At 57.7% G+C, this 20,367-nt stretch carries 10 protein-coding genes; 3 read left to right on the forward strand and 7 right to left on the reverse strand.

The annotated features are described in order from the left end of the window. Positions 1 to 59 precede the first annotated feature (59 nt). The 3 genes from AC781_RS03280 to AC781_RS03290 form a co-directional block, all read right to left on the reverse strand. Positions 60 to 974 carry a LamG-like jellyroll fold domain-containing protein gene (locus AC781_RS03280; protein WP_067773465.1) on the reverse strand — a complete coding sequence of 305 codons (915 nt, stop codon included), beginning with the start codon at positions 972 to 974 and terminating at the stop codon, positions 60 to 62. Positions 975 to 1,322: 348 nt separating this feature from the next. Continuing rightward, the gene (locus AC781_RS03285; protein WP_067773468.1) at positions 1,323 to 3,287 is read right to left on the reverse strand and encodes an ATP-dependent DNA helicase; all 1,965 of its coding nucleotides are present in this window, start codon (positions 3,285 to 3,287) and stop codon (positions 1,323 to 1,325) included. A gap of 2 nt (positions 3,288 to 3,289) precedes the next feature. Continuing rightward, on the reverse strand, positions 3,290 to 4,099 hold the full coding sequence (locus AC781_RS03290; protein ID WP_141675727.1) for a hypothetical protein: 810 nt from the start codon (positions 4,097 to 4,099) through the stop codon (positions 3,290 to 3,292). Positions 4,100 to 4,494: 395 nt separating this feature from the next. Between AC781_RS03290 and AC781_RS03295 the strand changes: the two genes are divergently transcribed. Next, positions 4,495 to 5,325, forward strand: coding sequence for a LamG-like jellyroll fold domain-containing protein (locus AC781_RS03295; protein ID WP_083076492.1), 831 nt, complete (start codon positions 4,495 to 4,497; stop codon positions 5,323 to 5,325). An 864-nt stretch (positions 5,326 to 6,189) separates the two neighbouring features. Here the strand turns inward: AC781_RS03295 and AC781_RS03300 are convergent. The 4 genes from AC781_RS03300 to AC781_RS03315 form a co-directional block, all read right to left on the reverse strand. Next, positions 6,190 to 6,510: a hypothetical protein gene (locus AC781_RS03300; protein ID WP_067773476.1), complete on the reverse strand. Its 321-nt coding sequence runs from the start codon at positions 6,508 to 6,510 to the stop codon at positions 6,190 to 6,192. A gap of 96 nt (positions 6,511 to 6,606) precedes the next feature. After that, positions 6,607 to 10,173 (reverse strand): pyruvate:ferredoxin (flavodoxin) oxidoreductase, encoded by a 3,567-nt coding sequence (gene nifJ, locus AC781_RS03305; RefSeq protein ID WP_067773479.1) that lies wholly within the window; start codon positions 10,171 to 10,173, stop codon positions 6,607 to 6,609. A 269-nt stretch (positions 10,174 to 10,442) separates the two neighbouring features. Next, entirely contained in the window at positions 10,443 to 16,532 is a 6,090-nt protein-coding gene (locus tag AC781_RS03310; protein ID WP_176712488.1) for an alpha-2-macroglobulin family protein, read from the reverse strand. Positions 16,533 to 16,802: 270 nt separating this feature from the next. Beyond that, on the reverse strand, positions 16,803 to 18,449 hold the full coding sequence (locus AC781_RS03315; protein WP_218107249.1) for an MGH1-like glycoside hydrolase domain-containing protein: 1,647 nt from the start codon (positions 18,447 to 18,449) through the stop codon (positions 16,803 to 16,805). A 683-nt stretch (positions 18,450 to 19,132) separates the two neighbouring features. Here AC781_RS03315 and atpB point away from each other — a divergent pair. Further along, positions 19,133 to 20,083 (forward strand): F0F1 ATP synthase subunit A, encoded by a 951-nt coding sequence (gene atpB, locus AC781_RS03320; RefSeq protein ID WP_071133346.1) that lies wholly within the window; start codon positions 19,133 to 19,135, stop codon positions 20,081 to 20,083. A 24-nt stretch (positions 20,084 to 20,107) separates the two neighbouring features. After that, the gene (locus AC781_RS03325; RefSeq protein ID WP_067773490.1) at positions 20,108 to 20,341 is read left to right on the forward strand and encodes an ATPase; all 234 of its coding nucleotides are present in this window, start codon (positions 20,108 to 20,110) and stop codon (positions 20,339 to 20,341) included. Positions 20,342 to 20,367: the final 26 nt, after the last annotated feature.

Below are 20,367 nucleotides of genomic sequence, written 5' to 3' on the forward strand. Positions count from 1 at the left end.
AAAGAGGAAAGGAGCCCCTCTCCTCTTCATGGATGGCAAGCCATGCTCCACATATCCGGTCAGGCAAGCCTGCGCCGCCGCAGCAGAAACAGGGAACCCAGGCAAGCCAGTAATGGCGTCGCAGGCTCGGGCATCGAAGGAGCTTCAATGATGAAACTGCCGATGCCGGGATTCATCGCATCCTTGATTTCTGCATCGTTCAGCACTCCCTTGAAAACTTTGATATCGTCGTAATTGCACGAACCCGACAGGCCGCCGTCCGTACCGTCCGCACCGATATTGAAACCACTGATCGTTTGCCCCATCATGCCTGCCACCGATGCCGTACTGCCGATGTATTTGACTCCATTCAAATAATAATCCACCGCCATATTCCCCTGACCGTCGTAGTCCATCGAAAAACCTATATGGCGGAAATCCGAATCACCGCCGAAGGCAGCCCCCATATTCAATGAACCGAAATCCGCCGCAATCCCATGCAAATTGTAGGTCAATGAATTCGTCGCCGAATCATAGATCAGTTGAAAACCCTCGCCTGCCATGCCGATGGAAAAAAGAACCATCCTGCCCGTCACCTCCGGCTTGATCCACGACGTAATGGAATACGACCATGCCGCCTTGAAATCCAGCAACACCCCTTGGCACGACAAATAGGCATACCCATTGCCCGACGCGCCGCCCGGCGCGCCCACATGATAAAAATTGCCGTAGGCGCCGCCATAGCCGTATTGGCTGTAAGCCGGATTGACCATACTGGCCGGCTTGATAAAATGGTCGACATAGGCGCCCTGTTGCCCGACTTTTTTCAGATTCAGCGTCCAGATACCGTCCGGATCATAGGGCAGCGTATCGGGCAGCGCAGCGGGCTTGCCAAACGCCGCATACTCATCGAAATTCCAATAATGAGCCAGCTGCACATCCGCCACGGCCGAATGGCACCACAAAAGAACGACAAGAAAAAACAGCTTTTTCATCAATGGCATTTATATTGCATCTTGAATCGGTCAACCCCACAACCATCCTTCTCAGATGTTACACGTTGCGGCACCGCTTTTTCTCATATCACCTCCATCGCATCAACCATAAGAATTGTCATATTTGCAAAATAATACTATTTATATTGCAATATAGCATAAACAGAATTTAAATTCATATCACTAACAGTAAATATATTCTTTAATCAAAGAAACAAAAAACTCTCATTTTCTGTCAGACATGGTCAGAGCCGACACAACAGGCCCGCTGCATTGAAAAACGGAACAACCCGCAAGATACAATTCATATTGCTTTAGCGCAAAACCGCAGGCAAACGGAAAGCCTCGTTACACGAACTCCCGATGGGCATCGGGCAGAGCCTGCATGAACCGCATGCCGTAAGGCTTGTTCGTCACCCGGGAATCGAGCAGCACCACCATGCCATGATCGTTCTTCGTCCGGATCAACCGGCCGATACCCTGCCGGAACTTTAAAATGGCTTCCGGAAGGCTGTATTCGAAAAACGGCCTGCCACCGCGGGCTTCGATCGCCTCGATCCTGGCCTCCGTCAGCGGATTGTTCGGCACCTCGAACGGAATACGCGTCACGATCACATTGGAAAGGGACTCGCCCGGCACATCCACCCCCGTCCAGAAACTATCCGTCCCGAACAGCACGCTATGCACATCCTGCCGGAACTGCGAAAGCATATGGCTGCGATCCATGCCGCTGCCCTGCACCAGCAACTCCCACCCGCGCTCCCGGCAAAAGGGGCGCACCTTCTCCGCCGTCTCGCGCATCAGCCTGTACCCCGTAAACAGCACGAACGCCCTGCCCTGCGACTCGTCCAGATAGCGCATGATCCACTGCGGCAGCTCCTCCGCAAAACGCGCATCGCGAGGATCCGGAATCGTCCGGGAAACGATAATGCGCATCTGCTCCTTGAAATTGAAAGGACTGCCGATCTGCACCGCGCGGGCGGACTCCGCCCCCACCCGGCCCGAGAAATACTGCATGCCCCGCTCCCCCGCACTCAGCGTCGCTGAAGTCAGAATCATGGGCCGCCCAGCCTCGAACAGCTTCTCCCGCAGCGTATCCGCCACATTGATCAACGCCGAACACAACGTCGTATGCACACCCTCCTGCCCCGCCGTCTCCGCCCAGTAAACGGAACCTTCACTCCCCACCGCCACGAGATCCTGCAACGCGCAGCGGTACTCGAACATCCGGTTGGAAAGATCCTTCCACTCGGCGCGCGTCACCTCATTCTCCTCGTCCCGCGCCATCTTGCCCAGCTCGGATTCCAGCACCAGCAAATGGGGGCTGAGAATATCCTCCGTCCATTCCCCCTGCCTCAACCGAACCGAACTCTTCTCGCCCAGCCCTGCATCGGCCCGCGCCTGCTCGAAAAACAGATCGCAGGCATCCTGCGCCTCGACGATCTGCTGCAGCAGCTCCGGCGTGGCGGACAGCCGCAGAGTCCCCTTCTTCGTGCGGGGATTGAACATCCGCAGCAAATCGTACTTGAGCGAACTCTCCGCCAAATGATTGCCCAGCTGGCGGGCGGCAATCGTCTCGATCGTGTGCGCTTCGTCCAGAATCACGAAATCACCGGGGAAAATGAAACCGTCCGGCGCCTCCGCATCCTCATCCCGCGTCTCCTGCGCCAATGCCAGCAGACCGAAAAAAAGCGTATGGTTCAGCACCACTACCTGCGCCTCCTGCACCCGCTTGCGCGCCGCCTGGAAAGGGCAATCCGGCCCGCAATTCCGCAGTGTGCAGACATGCGGCTCGCTGCACACCTGCGCCCACACCTTCGGCGACACGCGGAAAGGCACATCGCTGATCGTCCCGTCCGTCGTCACCCGCGCCCAGTCTTGCAGCTGGGCCAGCTCTCGCGCCTCAAACTGCCCGAACAAATCTCCGGACTGCTCCAGCGCGCGCTTCAGGCGCGTACGGCACAGGTAATTGCCCCGCCCCTTCAACAGCGCGGCGGAAAACTCGCAGCGCAACGCCTTCCGCACATTCGGAATATCCTTGTTGAACAACTGCTCCTGCAGATTAATCGTATGCGTCGAAATCACCGCCTTGCGGCCACGCTCCAGCGCGAACCGCACCGCAGGCACAAGGTACGCGAACGACTTGCCGACCCCGGTACCGGCCTCGACAAGCAGGGGGGACTCCGTCTCCAAAGCCTCCGCCACGGCAACGGCCATCTGCTGCTGCTGCGGGCGGAACTCGAAATCCTTCGCCCGCGCAAACACGCCCGACTCCGAAAAGTCCAGCGCCGTCTGTTCTGCCAGTCCCGCCATGTTCAACGAGCAGGCAGCGGACGGACGCTGGTCGAAGGAAGACGGACTCCCAGCGGAAGATCGGGGAAGAAGGAGCGCAGCACCTTCACATCCGTCGAAGCATCGAGGAAAAACCACTTATTCAGGCGAGCCTTGGCGCTCTCGTTCGCCGTCCGCTCATCGCGGATCGCAAAAAGATAACTCTTCTTCTCCATGCGCGTCCGGTTCCCGTCCACATCCGGCGCGGAATACACGATTGTCGTCGGCAGCACCACGATACGCGATTGCGCCTTGCCCTCCTCCACGCGGGATTCATCCACGCCTTCGCGGGCCAAATCGTCCTTGCGGTTCGACACCCCGCCGCCAATCACGCTCGGAGCCACCACGAGATACTCGGAAAAGGGAGCACTCACCTGGAACGACTCCACCGTCATCCCCTGCTTCTTCAGCTTCTCGCCAATCTGGCGGTACTGGGCTTCGAGCGCCTTATCGTTCTCCGCCATATTGGCCAGCTCCTGCTTGCGGTATTTCTCCCAGGCGGCCTTCGTCGTCTGGCGGTCATCCATCATCGTGCGGCGGATCTGGCTCTGCCGCTCGACGGCGCGTGCACGCTCCACGGAATCCGGGTACTTGATCTGCATCGCCAGCTCGTCGGCCAGCATACGCTTCACCGGAGGATACATCTTGGCAACCATCCAGCTCATATCGCCCGTGCGTACGGCGCCCGTCAGCTCGCGTGCGGCCTGCCACGCTTCCTGAGAGGCAGGAGACACCTGCTGGGCATGCGCCACGCAGCAGCACGCCGCCGACAAGATAAAAACACAAGGCTTCATGAAAGAATTGTAACGTGACGCCCCTGCAGCGTCCAGCTCAAAATAAGCCTTATGCCGCATCGGCCGCCGCCGGCGCGCCGCCAGACGCCAAACCGCGCCGCATCGCCATCCGAATGGCACAACAGGCCGCCTTCACCTCCATATATTCCAATTGCAACATATTTACAAAGAAAAGACTGCTGATTTGAAATCCGCATTCTCTTCATACCCGGACAAGGCATTCATACAGATACTCTACGGCATTTTCATCAAAATGCCCAAATCCTCATTCTTCCATTTTAATAAATATATAAAACTTTCATAATGAGCAATATAAAACTATTACATTGACAACGGATTTCAAATCTGGCATCCTACGGATGTCTCCTGCATAGACATCATCCGATTTCACCATCATGCGTAAAACATTATCTCTCTTACTATTGACACTCGGTTGCCAGCTTGCCGCACAAGCAGCTACTTCCATCACGGCCAAAGAAGGCTCCCTGCAGGCAGGCCTTGCCTTCTACTGGGATTTCGATAACGGTTCCACCGATTACAAATCCGCCACCGGTATGACCATGGGCATCCCAACAGGTATTCAAGCAGTCAATCAACATGCAACCGGAGGCATTCGCAACAGCGGTTACATCTCCTCCTTCAACGATCCGGCACGCATCGACTTCTACAGCGGCCTCGGCGGCTCGAACATCAAGGCCAATGCCTTCACGATGAGCCTCAAAATCTCGGGTCTGACGGCCGATTACCGCAGCATGCTCTGCTTCACGCTGGGTGGGCAGTCATTCAACCTGCAAACCTCGAATCCCGGAGACGGCAACCAGATCGCCCTTTACGGTTCGGGCGGAGGCGCTCCGACCTTGCTGACCGGCAGCAATACGAACAACCTCCTGAAAGGTTCCGAATGGGCCAATGTCGTCCTCACTTCCGACGGTACCAACCTGACGATGTATGTCAACAACCTGAAGGTTGCCACTGCCTATGCTCCCGATGCGTCCACCACACTGTCGAACGTCCAGCTTTCGAGCATGTGGGGTGACAGCGGCCGTGCCGCCAATGCCAACTACGACGATTTCGCCATCTGGAACCGCGCTCTGAACGACAAGGAAATTCAGCACCTGACATCCGGCGGCACCGCCGGCGACCTCATCCCCGAACCGGCTACAGCCACGCTGAGCCTGCTCGGCCTCGCATCCCTGATGATGCGCCGTCGCCGCCGCGCCGCCTAAGGCATTTTCATCCGGCTTTTTTCCAATCCCCTCATCACTCCGGTGATGAGGGGATTTTGTTTCGGCGGCGAACGGCAAGCAATGCTCCAACTGATTAACAATCCGCTGTCAATATATATTATATAAGTCTTCTAAAATAATATATTCATAGAAAACAGAACAGTTCGCATAATGAATTTGTTACTTGTTTGACGTTCAACTTTCAATTGATTATACATTTCATTTATCAGCGGATTGTTAATCCTGTACTCTCCCGCCGGATATTTCATCTGTAAAACTTACACTCAACATCAAAACAGGGATTTCCATTCTCAACGAATCCCGTTTTATTGATTCTCCTTCCATTTACCTGAACAGGCCTCTGCCGCATTTTGCGGCAGAGGCCTATGTTCTACCGCCTGCCTACTTCTGCTGCACAGGCACGCCATGTTGATACCGGTTCCAACGGCGGCTATTCCCATTCCCCGCAGCAATGCACCTCACGAAAATCTGCTGATACGCAAGTGCATTGCATATCCTTACCGTACAATAAAGAAGCCACGGAATCGCTTCCGTGGCTTCTTCAACTTACTACCTATGAAACTCAGCTCTTCCTGTTGTTTAAGCCCCATGCTCTCTCCTTCATGGAACTTCGGAATGAACTGATAAGGATAAGACGCATCATAGGCCGGTTTCGTTCAAAACATTCAAAACAAATTTCATTATTATTTATTTTCACTGACGATCAATCTGTTGCAAGATTGACTCCATACTCCGTCCAATTCATATTTTCGTGAACCCGGAGTTCGAAGCACTCGCAGAAGGCACAAAAAAGCCCCGGCATTCCATCCGGGGCTCCGCATTTCCCTTTCTTTCCGTCCTCACTCAGGAAAAGTAACGGTCGTTGGGGTCCTTCCACTGGGCATCATAGCCCTTGGCATAGGTAAAGAGATGCTTGTGGATGTACTCGAAGTACTGCTCCTTCTGCTCCGCATTCAGCTTGTTCCAGATGCAGACGTTCAGCGCGCGGCCGACCTTCTGCATGAGTTTCAGCGTGAGCTGGCGGCCCTGGCGGGCTTTCTGCACCTGCTTGTGGGTGAGTTGCTCGGTGGAGGTGTCCACGAGGTCGTGGTTGGAGATGCCCCAGCGCGCCATGATGGCGTCGATGGGCTGGGGACCGTGATTGCGTTCGTTTTCTTCGTTCATGGTGCTTGTTCGTCTTTAATAGTCGGGGAAAGGGGGTGGAGGCAAAAAGCCCACCTCCCTCGAGGGGAGGCGGGCCTGTGAAGAGTCCTGCTCGTTTTACGCCTGTTCTTCCGGGAGGGAGTAATCCATCTTGGAAAGGGCGTCGTAGAAGCGCCAGCGGCGGGAGATATCCGCCTTTTCGAGGTCGATCAGGCGATCGAAGTCGATCTTGTTGGTCTTGGCGAGGAGCCTGAAGCGGTTTTCGCTGAGGAGGGCTTCGCGCACATCGCCCTTCGGCGCCTTGCTGTCGAGGATGAGCGGGTTCTTGCCTTGGGCGGCGAGATCCGGGTTGTAGCGGTACAGGAGAATGCGGCCGCAATCGGCGGCGATCTTCTGCTGCTGCAAGCCCTTGGCCATGTCGATACCGTGAGCGATACAGTGCGAGTAGGCGATGATGAGAGCCGGGCCGTCATAGGCTTCAGCTTCGACGAATGCCTTGAGAGTGTGTTCGTCCTTCGCGCCGAGGGCGACGGAGGCGACATACACGTTGCCGTAGGTCATGGCCATGAGGCCAAGGTCCTTCTTGACGACGTCCTTGCCGCCCGTAGCGAACTTCGCCACGGCTGCACGCGGGGTGGATTTGGAGCACTGGCCGCCGGTGTTGGAGTACACTTCGGTATCCATGACGAGGACCTTGACGTTCTTGCCGCTGGCGAGAACATGGTCGAGACCGCCGTAACCGATGTCGTAGGCCCAGCCGTCGCCGCCGAGAATCCAGACGGATTTGCGGACGAGTTTGTCGGCCATGGCGAGGAGGCGGGAGCATTCCGGCTTGCCGGCGATGCGGCCCTTGAGTTCATCGACAAGGTCGCGCTGTTCCTGAATGTCGGCTTCCGATTTCTGCGGGTTGGCAAGGATCTTTTCGATCAGTTCTTCACCGACGGCAGCGGCATTTTCCTTGAGGAGTTCGATGGCGTAGTCGCGCTGCTTGTCGAGGGAGACGCGGAATCCGAGGCCGAATTCGGCGTTGTCTTCGAAGAGCGAGTTGCTCCATGCCGGGCCGCGGCCTGCATTGTCCTGGGACCACGGGGTGGTGGGCAGGTTGCCGCCGTAGATGGAGGAGCAGCCCGTCGCATTGGCGACGACGAGGCGGTTGCCGCAGAGCTGCGTGAGCATCTTGATGTACGGCGTTTCACCGCAGCCGGCGCAGGCGCCGGAGAATTCGAAGAGAGGCTGAAGCACCTGCATGGAACGGATGTTGTCCGTCTTGACGAGGGCACGATCCATATCCGGCAGTTTTTCGAAGAACTTCCAGTTTTCGGCTTCGACATCGTGGAATTTGGCGGCGGGCTCCATGTTCAGAGCCTTCTTGCCCGGTTCCGTCTTGCTCTTGGCGGGGCAGACGTCGGCGCAGAGGGTGCAGCCCGTGCAGTCGTCTGCAGAGACCTGGATGATGAACTTCTTGCCCTTCCAATCGGGATGACGGGCATCCGCGCTCTGGAAAGAAGAGGGTTCGCCTTCGAGATCCTGCGGTTCAACGGCCTTGGCACGGATGGCGGCATGCGGACAGACGGAGGTACACTTGCCGCACTGAATGCAGATGTCGGGTTCCCAGATGGGAAGATCGAGTGCAAGGTTGCGCTTTTCCCAGCGAGAAGAGGCAGACGGGAAGGTGCCGTCGCAGGGCATTTCGCCGACAGTGACGGAGTCGCCGTCGCCGGAGATGATCTTGCCGAGCACGTCGCGGATGAAGTCGGGAGCGCCTTCGGAGAGCACGGGCGGCAGCTCGTGGCCGTTGATCGGCTTGCCATCGGTTTCGACCGGGTGGAGATTGGCCAGAGTGGCTTCCACAGCAGCGATGTTCTTCTTGATGACTTCTTCACCCTTCTTGGCGTAGGTCTTCGCAATGGCTTTCTTGATGTATTCGATCGCGTCAACGGAAGGAATGACGTTCGACAGAGCGAAGAAGCAGGTCTGCATGATGGTGTTGATGCGGCCGCCCATGCCGGTCTGGCGTGCGACGGAGAAGGCATCAATGGTGTACACCTTGATATGCTTTTCCTGAATCTGCTTCTGCATGCGTGCCGGGAGGCTTTCCCACAGTTTGTCGGCAGGCATCGGGCTGTTGATGAGGAACGTGGCGCCGTCGGCGGCGTTTCTCAGGAAGTCGAAGGTGTCGAGCAGCGTGGGCTGATGCAGGGCGATGAAGTTCGCCGAGGTGATGAGATAGGTGGATTGAATCGGGCGCGGACCGAAGCGCAGGTGGGATACGGTGGTGGAGCCTGCTTTCTTGGAGTCGTACACGAAGTAGCCCTGAATGTTCAGGTCCGTGTGCTGGCCGATGATCTTGATGGAGTCCTTGTTGGCGCCGATGGTGCCGTCGGAGCCGAGGCCGTAGAACATGGCGCGGGTCACGTCGTCGGCTTCCGTCGAGAAGGAAGGATCGTAGTCGATGCTGGTGCCCAGCACGTCGTCGTTGATGCCGACGGTGAAGTGGTCCTTCGGTTCGTCAAGGGCGAGATTGTCGAATACGCCCTTGATCATGGCCGGGGTGAATTCCTTGGAGGAAAGGCCGTAGCGGCCTGCGACGACCTTCGGCAGAGCGAACGGAAGCGTGCCTGCGGCCTGCGCTTCGAAAAGGGCATGCACAACATCAAGGTAAAGCGGTTCGCCGGGGGAGCCGGGTTCCTTCGTGCGGTCGAGCACGGCGATCTTCTTGACGCTCTTCGGCAAGGCTGCCAGAAGTTCCGCCGCCGGGAAGGGGCGGTAAAGGTGGATCTTGATGACGCCCGTGTCGTTCGAACCGTCAGCATTGAGGGCATCGACGGTTTCCTTGGCGGCTTCGCAGCCGGAACCCATGAGGAGGATGACGCGCGTCGCAGTCGGGGAACCTGCATATTCGACGAGGCTGTACTGGCGGCCCGTCAGCTTGGCGAAGCGATCCATGGCTCCCTGCACGATGGCGGGAACGGCATTGTAGAATTTGTTGACGGTTTCGCGGCCCTGGAAGTAAACGTCGGGGTTCTGGGCCGTGCCGCGGATGATGGGGGCGTCCGGCGTAAGCGCGCGGTTGCGGAAGTCTTCGATCCATTCTTCCTTGATCATGCCGCGAAGCACGTCGTCGGAGATGTCGGCGATCTTGCCGACTTCATGCGAGGTACGGAAGCCGTCGAAGAAATGGATGAACGGAATATGGGATTCCAGCGTGGAGGCGTGGGAGATGGCGGCGAAGTCGGCTGCTTCCTGAGTGGAAGCGGAGCAGAGCATGGCCCAGCCGCAGGAGCGGGTGCTCATGACGTCGCTATGGTCGCCGAAGATGGACAGCGCCTGCGCGGCAAGGGAACGGGCCGCCACGTGGAACACGGTGGGGGTCAGCTCGCCTGCGATCTTGTACATGTTCGGAATCATCAGGAGAAGCCCCTGGGAAGCCGTGAAGGTGGTGGCGAGGGAACCGGTCTGCAAGGCACCGTGCACGGTACCGGCAGCGCCAGCTTCGCTTTGCAGTTCAACGATGGAAGGAACTGTATTCCAGATGTTCTTCCGGTCGATTGCCGCCCAGGATTCCGAAGATTCGCCCATGGGAGACGAGGGCGTAATAGGATAGATGGCAGCAACTTCCGAGTAACGGTAGGCTACGGAGGCGACAGCCTCATTCGCATCGATGGTGCTATATGTGGTGCTCATGCGTCGAGTATGTGAGATAAATAACGTATACGTTTCGAAGTGTATTTACTGATCTGATAGCGTCGAATTCCCCCTTCGGCTCTACCTCAATGTAACGGAGGTTATTCTAGCCGCCAAACCTGCCATTGGCAACCATAATCCGCGTTAACGCGGGAAAAATCCGAGGCATACCTCTTTCCAAAACTATCATCCAGAACGGGAAGGGATAAAATGCCCCGACCGCCTGCCTTCCGCTATACGGAATCCGGCAGGCGGCTCCGGGGCATACGTCACTTCTGCGGCACAGCGGGAAGGACGGTGATTTTCCGGTTCGGGCTGAGGCCGTACACCTGCGGTTCGTACATGAGTTCTGCCTTGGCGGGCGGCGCGGTCACCTCCCCGGCTTTCGTCACGCGGGCGAGGTAGCTCATGTTCAGCACACCGTTGCCGATCCAGAGGGAGGAGAACGAGGCCACGCGGTCCTTGTGGAATTCGCGATGGTCGAAAGCGCTGCTCATGGCGTAATCGTCGTCCGGCTCCACCATCCGCTGCGAGGTGATGGCAGGATTCACGGCTTCCATGCAGGACGGCAGGTAATCGACCAAGGCAAAGTATTCGTAATCGCTCAGGTCGAGCTTTTTGCCCGCCAGGGGGGATTTCGTGCAAGTCAGGGTGACGCGGACGACATCGCCCACGCGGAAATCATCGGTCGGTTTCCATTTGCCGCCGGCATCCTTTTTCTCATACACGCGGGTAATCAGCAGTCCGTTTTCGGTGACGCCGGGATAATCGGTCTTGCCGGGTTTCGCCTTCACCTCGATCGTCGCATAGACGGGCGATTCACTCTTGAGCTTCAGCACGGGAGCGGTATCCTTCAGCATGTTCGCGCCGCTGCCCGTCTTCCACGCATCGCCGGAGACGAGTACGCTCGCATTGCCGATTTTCTGCACGCGGCTGTTCCCCATGGCCGATATCTGCACATCGGCATCCTTGCCGCCGCCCTGCATGGCATCCAGATAGGCGGAGATGGCAAGGAGAGCCCACCCCGAGCCCCATGTGGTGTATTCACCACGGTCGCGGCAGGCATTGCTCCATTCCTGCCAGGCATCGCGGGCCTGCTCGGGATGCAGCTTGCACCGGATCATCAGGCGCAGGTTGCCTATCGTGCGGCGCGGCCTCCAGCCTTCGCCATCGGAAGCAGCAGGTTTCAGCAAGAACTCGATATCCTTGAGCGTCTGTGCGTCCCGGCTGCCGCTGTCGATGAGGGCCAGCGCCAGATACAGCTTGGGCAACGTATCGAGCTGCCCCATGTGGGCAAGCTGTCGGTTGATGAACGCCCTGTCCGCCTTCCCGGCTTTGGACATGACCCACGCACCGAGCGCGGCATCGCCGGGGCACTTCTCGATATTCATCTTCGAGAGGTAGGTACACAGACTGTCGATCGCCTTCTGCGGCACGGCGGCGCCTTGCTCGCGGCTCAGCAGGAGAATATAGCCCGCATAGGGCGTAGCCCATTCGCACGAATGGCCGTCCGCCACCCAGTAACTGAAGCCGCCGTCCAGATTCTGGCGGGAAAGGATCTTGTCCACCCCTTCCTGAAGCCGAGCCGCCACTTCCTTCTCATCCAGCTTTTCGTAAGCAGGGCTGTAGGGGCGCAGTTTTTTGGCGAGAATCCATGGCAGCGTCGTGGAAGCAGTCTGTTCGACGCAACCGTACGGATAGCGCAGCAGGTAGGCCAGGTTGCCCATGTAGAGGGAGATCGGAGAAGTGCTCAACGTCACGCCGATACTGCCGTCGCGGGAGTCCTGAAGCTGTTTCGACACAAGGCCGATCACATCGAGTTCCGGATTTTTCACATCCAGCACGGCATGATAGGTTTCTCCCAGCATCGGCGCAGGGAACAGGACGTCGAAAGTCTGCTCGACCCTGTCGCGCAGGTTCGAGGCAGGCAGCGGCGCACCGTCCGAGCCGACGGGGTCCAGAGAACCGCGCATGGTGAGCGGCCCGAGTTCCCTGTATTCCGTCATGAAATACAGCGTCGCCTGCCCATGGGCGGGAAGTTCGACCGTCTGGGCGGGAGCCTGGCCGAGAGCCACTTTCCACGTTCCGGCCTTGTCCGTCGTATTCACGACCGTGACGGGCAGGCTCAGGCGGTCGCCCGCGCTGGCGAAGACGGGCACGCCGGGCACCATCATCACGGGTTTGTTGACGGTGTAGTCGCCGGCCTTGGCTCCGAAGCGATCCTTGGCATCTGCAGCCACAGCGATCACGCGGTATTTCGTCAGCGTGTCCGGATTCTTCCATGCAGCCGTGAACCGCCCTTCGGCATCCGTATCGAGATGGGCCAGCCAGCAGGCCGTCGGGCGAAAATCCTTGCGTACATGGCCGTTCTCATCCAGCATCTGAGCCGCAAGATCGGCAGCACCGCCTTCCGCGTCGAAGGCGGAACCGCCGTCTCCGCCGATAAACGTCCCCTTGTTGCCGAAGGAGTCCCAGCTCCAGTCGCCCGGCACCAGAAGACCGGCATCCTTCAGGTTCATGGAGCCGACGCACAGAGGCCGCTCCGCCATGAAGAAGGCGAGAGGATCGGGGTTGTCGTACCCCGTGATGGAAAGCATGCCTTCATCGACGGCATACAGCGTGACTTCGGCACGCACGGGCGCACCGGAGGCATCCTTCACCGTACCGGAAAGGCTTTGCGCGCTGCCCGGCAGCACGGATTCCTCCGGCAGGTCGAACGCAATATCCAGCCTGTTGCCGACGGGTTCCACCCGGTACGACGCCGAACCGGAGACGACCGCCGGAAGCTTGTACTTGCGCTTGCTGCCATCCGCACCGCGCACCATCACCAGAGAGACGTACACATTCGGCGCATCGCCTTCCAGCACGGGTATTTCGATCACCGGATTATCCTTGCGGATTTCCTTCGTATAGCGGCGCAGGATTCCTTCGCGCTCCACGCAGACGAGGGCATTGCCTTCCAGACTCGTTTTGACGAGCAGGCGCGCCGTTTCGCCGGGTTTGTAAACACGCTTCTCCGGCTCGATGGAGATATTGTCGTTATCGCTCGCCTCCCATGAGGATTCCTCTTCCTCCTCGCGTCCGGCCACATTGAACGAACTGCGGGTCAGCACCGGACGGCCCGCTTCATCCGCAGCCTCCAGCTCGATCCAGTATTTGCCTTCCTGTCCGGGAATGAACTCGAAGGCGGCTCCGGCATTATCCCCCGGCTCCGAGGCCTTGGGATCGACCTCCATTTCAGACCTGAACACGACCTTGCGGTATTTATCGTTGCGCACGGTACTCCGGCCCGGTTCCACGCTCATCACCCCGGTGGCGAGCTGCGTGCCATACGCATCATCATTCGCCATATAACGCTGGGATTCATTGTACTCGCGGAAGATGGAGACCTTCACCTTCTCCGGCTTCTTCCACGGCTTGCCCTCCGTATCCACCAGCACCACGCGCATGGAGGCAGGCTCCTGCGCCCGGTAAATCGGCCGGTAATAGTCCGGCTCATGATAAAGTCCGATATAATAGGAAGCCGGATGCACCATCCTGTTGCAGCCACTGGCCAGATGCTCTTCCCGGCCGTTGGCGGTATCCGCCTGCAATATAAGCTCGACGGGCACGGGCTGCTCGATCGGCTTCAAATCCAGCGAGATACTCGCCTTGCCGTCCTTGCCGAGCGGAGTCTTCACTTCACGATCGTCCTTGTAGTCATAGAAATATCCGCTCTTGCTCTCTTCCCAATCCGGCTGCTGGGCAAAAACGAAGGAACCGTAATTTTCAGGATTGAAGCCGCCCCTCCGCGCGACAAGCGACCACTCCACGCTGCCGTCCGCTACGGGATACCCCGCATAGTCCTTCGTGGAAACCTCTCCCCGCACCGTCTTGGCCGCCACGGGTTCAACCTCACATGCCAGATTGGCCTTGAACGCATTTCTCCGGAATTCCTCGACGGGAATATTCACGCTGAATTCACGCTGCCGCGACTCCATATTCCCCTCTGCACGGCGTCCGGCAAACGGCGCCATATCCAGCGCATGGCCGCCCTTTCCGTCCGGGAAATAGAGAACGGCCTGAAACGCGCCCACCTCATCCTTGGGAAGCTTGAACGTCGCATCGAAAGTGCCGAAAGCCGACCATTCGACCGGCACGCTGGCGATTTCCTTACCCTCATCGCCGTATCTCCGATCCTTGAACAGCGTCAGCACAGCCTTTTCCGGCTTCATCACCACCACATCGTTGCCTTTGTGTCCGCGCACAATGCCCTTGATATGCACTTCGTCTCCCGGGCGGTACATCGACCTGTCCGTGAACAGCAGCGCGCGCCGCTGGTACTCGTACTTCCGTGCGGCAGCGCGGCTCATGCCGACAGAGGAATCGCCGGGATAATAATAACGGCCGTATCCGCCACCCTCACCGCGGGAAAAATCATCATCCGCATTGTCTCTTCGGCGAGCCTCCGCCAGGGCAAGATAACGATCGCCATCCTTCGAGACTGCCACCATATCCGCATTTTCGGGCAAGGGAAGAGTCGCCACGCCCTGCCCGTCCGTCACGGCCTCGGCCAGATTGGCGTTGCCCGCATTGCCGAGCACGACCTTCGCACCCTGCACCGGGGCGCCCGCCTTCAAAGAATAAACATAGCACAGCATCTGCTTGCCGTCCGTCCGGGACCACAGGCCCAAATCCGTGACCTGCAGCACGCCGAAAGCGTAATTTTCCGTCGTATCGCCGTATGTCGCAGCGTGCGGATCATACAGGGAGGAACCCGTATTCGGAGCATAGCCGAACCGCTTCACGCTACGCACCGCCATCGCCGTATCCTTGCCCCGCGCTTCGACCACGTACATGCCGGGCTTCGCCTTGCCTCCGAACAGATCGTCCAGATTGACAATTCTGCGTTGCGGAAACCATTGCATCGGATTTTCGGGAGCCTTCGGCTTCCATTCCAGCACTCCCTGAGAAGCCGCAGGCACTTCATCGAACTTCACCTCTCCGCACACCGTCCGGCGAGAGGAAAGCTTGCCGCCCAGCTCCCTGATCTGCTCCTCGCCCTCTTTCCGCTGCTGCGCCGTCAGATCCTGCCGTGCCAGCTGCTCATTCAGGTTCTGAATCTTTCGGGCAGTTTCAATCTGCTCTTCCTTGAGAGCTTCCTCCTTCTTGCGGGCATCCATCATGCGGCGGAACACGGCTGCCGCCTCATCGCCGGGAACCTCCTTCACCCGCAGGCGTACATCCTCGATATTCTGGGCCACCATTCCCATGGCATGCTCGCCATGAAGCAGGGAGACGGAATTATCCACATTCATCCCGAGATGGGGCGTAAAAGCCTTCACATCCACGGTTTTGCCCACCGTACCGAGCGAAACGAGGCCCGAAGCCGAATGCAGCCCCTTCTCCAGAGCCACGCGCAAGCGGAACGCCTCCGGCGCACGGACGCCGATCAGGAAATCGTATACCTGCTCCCTGTCTGCCGGCAGAGGCAGCAGGCTGAATACGGCCTTGCCGCCGCCGGGAAGCCCGGCCTGCAACGTACCGTCTTCCGCCGGAACGGCTCTCACGCCGTCGGCTTCCAGCACGAGCCCGTGCCGGAACAGCTCCGGCATATCCTTCTTCATGACAGGATAGCTCAGGCTGACGGACACGCCCTTCATCTGCAGGTCGGGATACTCCACAGAATCCACATCCAGCGCGCCGATATGGTACGACTCCGAATCGGCGGCCAAAGGATATTTCGCTCCGGGCTTCACCGACCAACCGAACCAACCACCCCGATCGGCAGGCAACGGCACGGAAGGCACGACGCGCACGACACCTTTCACCACGGCGTCGGCCGGCATCCTGTTCAGCATAATCCCCTTCTTCTCCAGCTCCTTCCGCACCTTCTCCGGCATCGGGTCGGCAGCTTTCACCGGGTGAACCTCACCGGGCACATTCCCATACTTGAAAACGATCGGAGCATCCGCCGTCAGCATCCGCCCTTCATGCGTCCATGCATACGAGTTCCCATCATCATAATCATAGCGGTTGAAGCGCCCTCCAAACACCCACATTTCTCCGGCAGGTTCGTCACTCTCCCGCCATGCGGCCAGCTGCACGGGAGGCGATTGCACCTTGAACTCCCTTTCCTCCACGGGCCGGCCGCTCAAATACTTGATGTCCGAACCGAAAGATACCGTATAGGGTGCGCTGGCCCGCACATCATCGGGCCATTTGATCCACAGGCTGTTCTGCGATACCCACGACAGGCAGCCCTCCGGAAGGCCCGGAGATACGGAAACCCCGCTCATGTTACCCTTACCGGCATCGCCGGATGCCCTTGCTGTCTCGCTTTTTTCGCGCACGGGTTCCGGGAAAACAAAACCTGTCATGCCGTGCTGCCACGAGGTCTCCACACGCACTTTCTCCGCAGCGTGGGCAGAAACAAAAAACATTGAAAGCAGACATGTTGCGCATGCCTGCGAAAGGATATGGGGGAACATACCTGCATTGTATACCCCGCCCAAATGAAGTCAAGGGGCAAAAGCAAGGATCATGCCCCCAAGACAGAAAAAACGAATCATACGGACCGGAAAACGGCCGCACCCATCCGCACGAGGCAGACAAATGCGGCAGACTCCTCCGGACTCCTGAGCCGAATCCTATTTGATCTTCGACGGTTTGACCATCTGGCTCCCCGGAACAATGTCGAAGGATTCACCATTGATCACCAGCGTGTACGGCTTATCGGACTTCACATCGACTGCCTTTTTGGCGCTATCGTAGACCACATCCGTCGTGATCCCGGCAAACTTCAGGCGTTTGAGGCCATGAGTACCGTTCTTGCCCTTCAAAGTCCATTCGATCCTCTTTTTCAATCCGTTGATTTGATGAAAGCCCATCACGTTCTCAATGAACATGGAAATGGGGCCCAGAGCCGACCACCCGCAGAAATCCGGGCGCGCCGTCCTGCCATGCTCCGTGGCCGGGCGATCCTGCGACGGGCTATAGCATTCCCAAATGGTATGCTTGCCGTCGAAGCCTTGCATATAAACCGCCAGTATCTGCCGGAGAAGGTTTTCCGACAATTCGTCGGCCAATTCGTCATATCCGTATTTTTCCAGGGCCTTGGTCGTCATATAGGCCAGAGGCAGCCAGATGCCGCCGCGCCAGTAATCCCCCGTTTCATTATTGTACAGGGGATGCTTGCGAGAAAGCGAGAGATAGGGGTATTTGCCGCCCAGCTCGCTGAAACCCGAGGAATCCGTCTGCAGGTATGCGACCATCCGGGCCGCCTGCTTGGGCGAGGGGATTTCCGCCATCATCACCCAGTAGGAAGAGCATGTCTTCACCTTGGAGAAGGTGCCCGACTTGCGCGACAGGTCATAGTAGAATCCATCCTCCTCATCCCAGTAATACTTGTTGACGATATCCTTCAGCCCATTGTAGGTTTGCATCCACTGCTTCTGCTTCTCCGTATTGCCGCGGCTCTCATGAATGCGGGCGATGCAGAGTGCGGAAAGCGCCTGCTGGGCGATCGCATCCACCCAGACTATATCCTTATCCCTGTCCGAAACCGGGTTGCGCGGCGTATTATCCATTCCGGATGCACCCCGGGACCACGTGAACCCGATGAAAGGATCCTTCTCATCATAACCGGCCTCGTCTTCGGCAATGAATTTGCCGGAAGGGCTCCGGCGCACCACACCTCTGAAGATGGTCTGCGGACTGGCATATTTTTGCCCGCTGCCCTTTTTCACGTTCTGGAAAAAATCGAAATGCTTCTCCAGGAAATTCTCCTTGTCCATCACCTGCTCCATGCGTTTCTCATCCGCAGTCATCATGTAGTTATCATACTCCGCCCATGCAAGAATGGGCGGATTGTCGCGCAGGTGGATCTTCAGCCCCGTCTCCACCTGCTTGTGGATGGGATAATAGATATTGTCCAGCGTCTGCAAACCCGGAAAAGCGGAAGGAGCATAACGCGAATACAGCACCATGAACGCAGAATCCCATATCCATATCTGGTCGTTATAGACATTTTCGTCCAAATAGGGCGTAGCGGGCAATCCGGGCTTCAGGAATTCCCCGGTACGGGTACGCGATGCGGTGATCTTCCATGCCACCTGATACAATTTGGTCAGATTCCGGTCGGGATGGACCACTTCAGGTACTGCGCCCTGCCAGTCCACATTGGCTGCATCGCGATTGACGGAAGAGGGAGTCCAGTCGGGAAACGGCGCATCCTGCGTCTGAGCGTGCGTATTGGCCGCCATCAGAGACACGGCGGGAAGGAGTATTCTTTGCAAGATGGAGTACATTGTTCGGATCGTCTTGATTGATTCATGGACAGAAAAACACCCGGCCCGACGCCTCTTGCGCGATACCGGACGAGAATTTCGCGTTCACCAACGGAAGAAATGCGGCAAGGCAATCCGCTCGGATCATGCTTTCGAGCGGGAGCCCGGCATCCTTCCAATAGAAAAACAACACATTACTAATTGATTATTTTCCCCGGAAGTCAAGATTTTTTTCCAAATACACCATATCCGGCACGGCGGCACCTTATCCGGAAAACAAACAGCAATCCATTCAACATGAAATATATGATAATGATATATGTTTATTCGACAACATTTCATGCGCGAAAGAGGCCATAACAAGCGTCGTCCATGCGCACCATACGCCAACGAATCACCTCACCTCCGCGCAATGCCAAATAAACTTTCATCGCAAGCAAATAGTTAAGATATTAAACAATTATACATTCTTAAAAATTATTCGGCCGCGTTTTTTGCTTGCCTCCCCCCCTCGCCGAATGATACTGTATCCACGTTCCTCACTGGGAATCGGTTCTCGTTTTTCCTTGAGGAAGAAACAGCGTTTCTTCAGGCAGTTTGCCAGCCCGGCACCCCCACAGGCAGACGGCAGAGCACGGCTCCTTGAAGATCCAGCATCACAAGCAAGCGCCAAAGCCGCCCTGCTCAGCATCATGTCCGCAACAAAAAACAGGTTTTTCCAGATTTTGACGATTCTCTTCCTTTGCTTGGGAGGGCTGGCACAAGCGGAAGAATATGCGGAAGGCGGCCTGGACATGAAGGCGCCCCATCTCTTCGACATCCCCCTGCCGGGCGGATACTCCCTGCCGTTCTCCAACTCGATGTTCATGCTGCTGCTCGCCGTCATCGTGCTGGCCGCACTGGTCAAACTCGCGACGCGCAAAATGAGCCTCATCCCCGGCAAAGCCCAGAACTTCGTGGAAATGTGCTACGAAATGCTCTACAATCTGCTTGAATCCATCATCGGACGCAGAATGGCGGACAAATACTTCTGGTACTTCGGCACCACGTTCACCCTCATCATCCTGAGCAATTACATGGGGCTCATCCCGGGTGTGGGCGTCATCACCTACGAAGGCACCCCCCTCCTCCGAGGCGCCAATGCGGACATGAACGTCACCATGTTCCTCGGCTTCTTCTTCGCGGCCCTCTGGCTCGTCTGGAGCATCCGCGAACAGGGCCTCAAGCACTTCCTGCTCCACATCTTCGGCCCGAAGGGCAATCTCACCGGCTTCATCGGCATCGTCATCCTGCCCCTCTTCCTCTTCATCGGCGTGATCGAATGCGTCAGCATCGCCATCCGCCCCATCGCGCTGGGCGCACGTCTCTACGGCAACATCTACGCCGGGGAATCCATCATCGAAACCATGGCGCACGTCGCAACCCCCTGGCTCTCATGGCTTGCCGTCCTGCCCTTCCTCCTCATGGAGCTGTTGATCGGCTTCATTCAAGCCCTCGTCTTCTTCCTGCTCACCGCCATCTTCCTCAAAATGCAGGTCGGCGAAGACACGGAACACCATGCCGACGAAAAACACGGCGAAAAAGATCTTCCCGCACCGGACCATGGGCAAACCGTGGGGGCGCGGAACGAACACAACCAATAACAACCACACCAGAACAGACACATTATGTTGGACTTCACCATGCTCGCCACCACAGCGGACCTCATTGCGGAACTTACGGGCAATGTAGGCTTCGGCCTCTCGGCCATCGGCGCCGGCCTCGGCATCGGACTCATCGGCATGAAAGCCGTCGAAGCGACGGGGCGCAACCCCTCGGCTTCCAATGCCATTCTCGTGACGTCCATCGTCCTCGCCGCCCTCATCGAAGGTGTCGCCCTCATCACGATCTTCGTCCAGTAATCTCCAGCCGCCGCTCCCCGCAGGCG

Origin of the sequence: Neoakkermansia glycaniphila (assembly GCF_001683795.1) — a bacterium.
Taxonomy (GTDB): Bacteria; Verrucomicrobiota; Verrucomicrobiia; order Verrucomicrobiales; family Akkermansiaceae; genus Akkermansia; species Akkermansia glycaniphila.

What these genes read in the sequence shown, in the direction of transcription:
- AC781_RS03280 (WP_067773465.1), bottom strand. Translation starts at nt 974, where the DNA reads ATGAAAAAGCTGTTTTTTCTTGTCGTTCTTTTGTGGTGCCATTCGGCC.
- AC781_RS03285 (WP_067773468.1), bottom strand. Translation starts at nt 3,287, where the DNA reads ATGGCGGGACTGGCAGAACAGACGGCGCTGGACTTTTCGGAGTCGGGC.
- AC781_RS03290 (WP_141675727.1), bottom strand. Translation starts at nt 4,099, where the DNA reads ATGAAGCCTTGTGTTTTTATCTTGTCGGCGGCGTGCTGCTGCGTGGCG.
- AC781_RS03295 (WP_083076492.1), top strand. Translation starts at nt 4,495, where the DNA reads ATGCGTAAAACATTATCTCTCTTACTATTGACACTCGGTTGCCAGCTT.
- AC781_RS03300 (WP_067773476.1), bottom strand. Translation starts at nt 6,510, where the DNA reads ATGAACGAAGAAAACGAACGCAATCACGGTCCCCAGCCCATCGACGCC.
- nifJ (WP_067773479.1), bottom strand. Translation starts at nt 10,173, where the DNA reads ATGAGCACCACATATAGCACCATCGATGCGAATGAGGCTGTCGCCTCC.
- AC781_RS03310 (WP_176712488.1), bottom strand. Translation starts at nt 16,532, where the DNA reads ATGACAGGTTTTGTTTTCCCGGAACCCGTGCGCGAAAAAAGCGAGACA.
- atpB (WP_071133346.1), top strand. Translation starts at nt 19,133, where the DNA reads ATGTCCGCAACAAAAAACAGGTTTTTCCAGATTTTGACGATTCTCTTC.
- AC781_RS03325 (WP_067773490.1), top strand. Translation starts at nt 20,108, where the DNA reads ATGTTGGACTTCACCATGCTCGCCACCACAGCGGACCTCATTGCGGAA.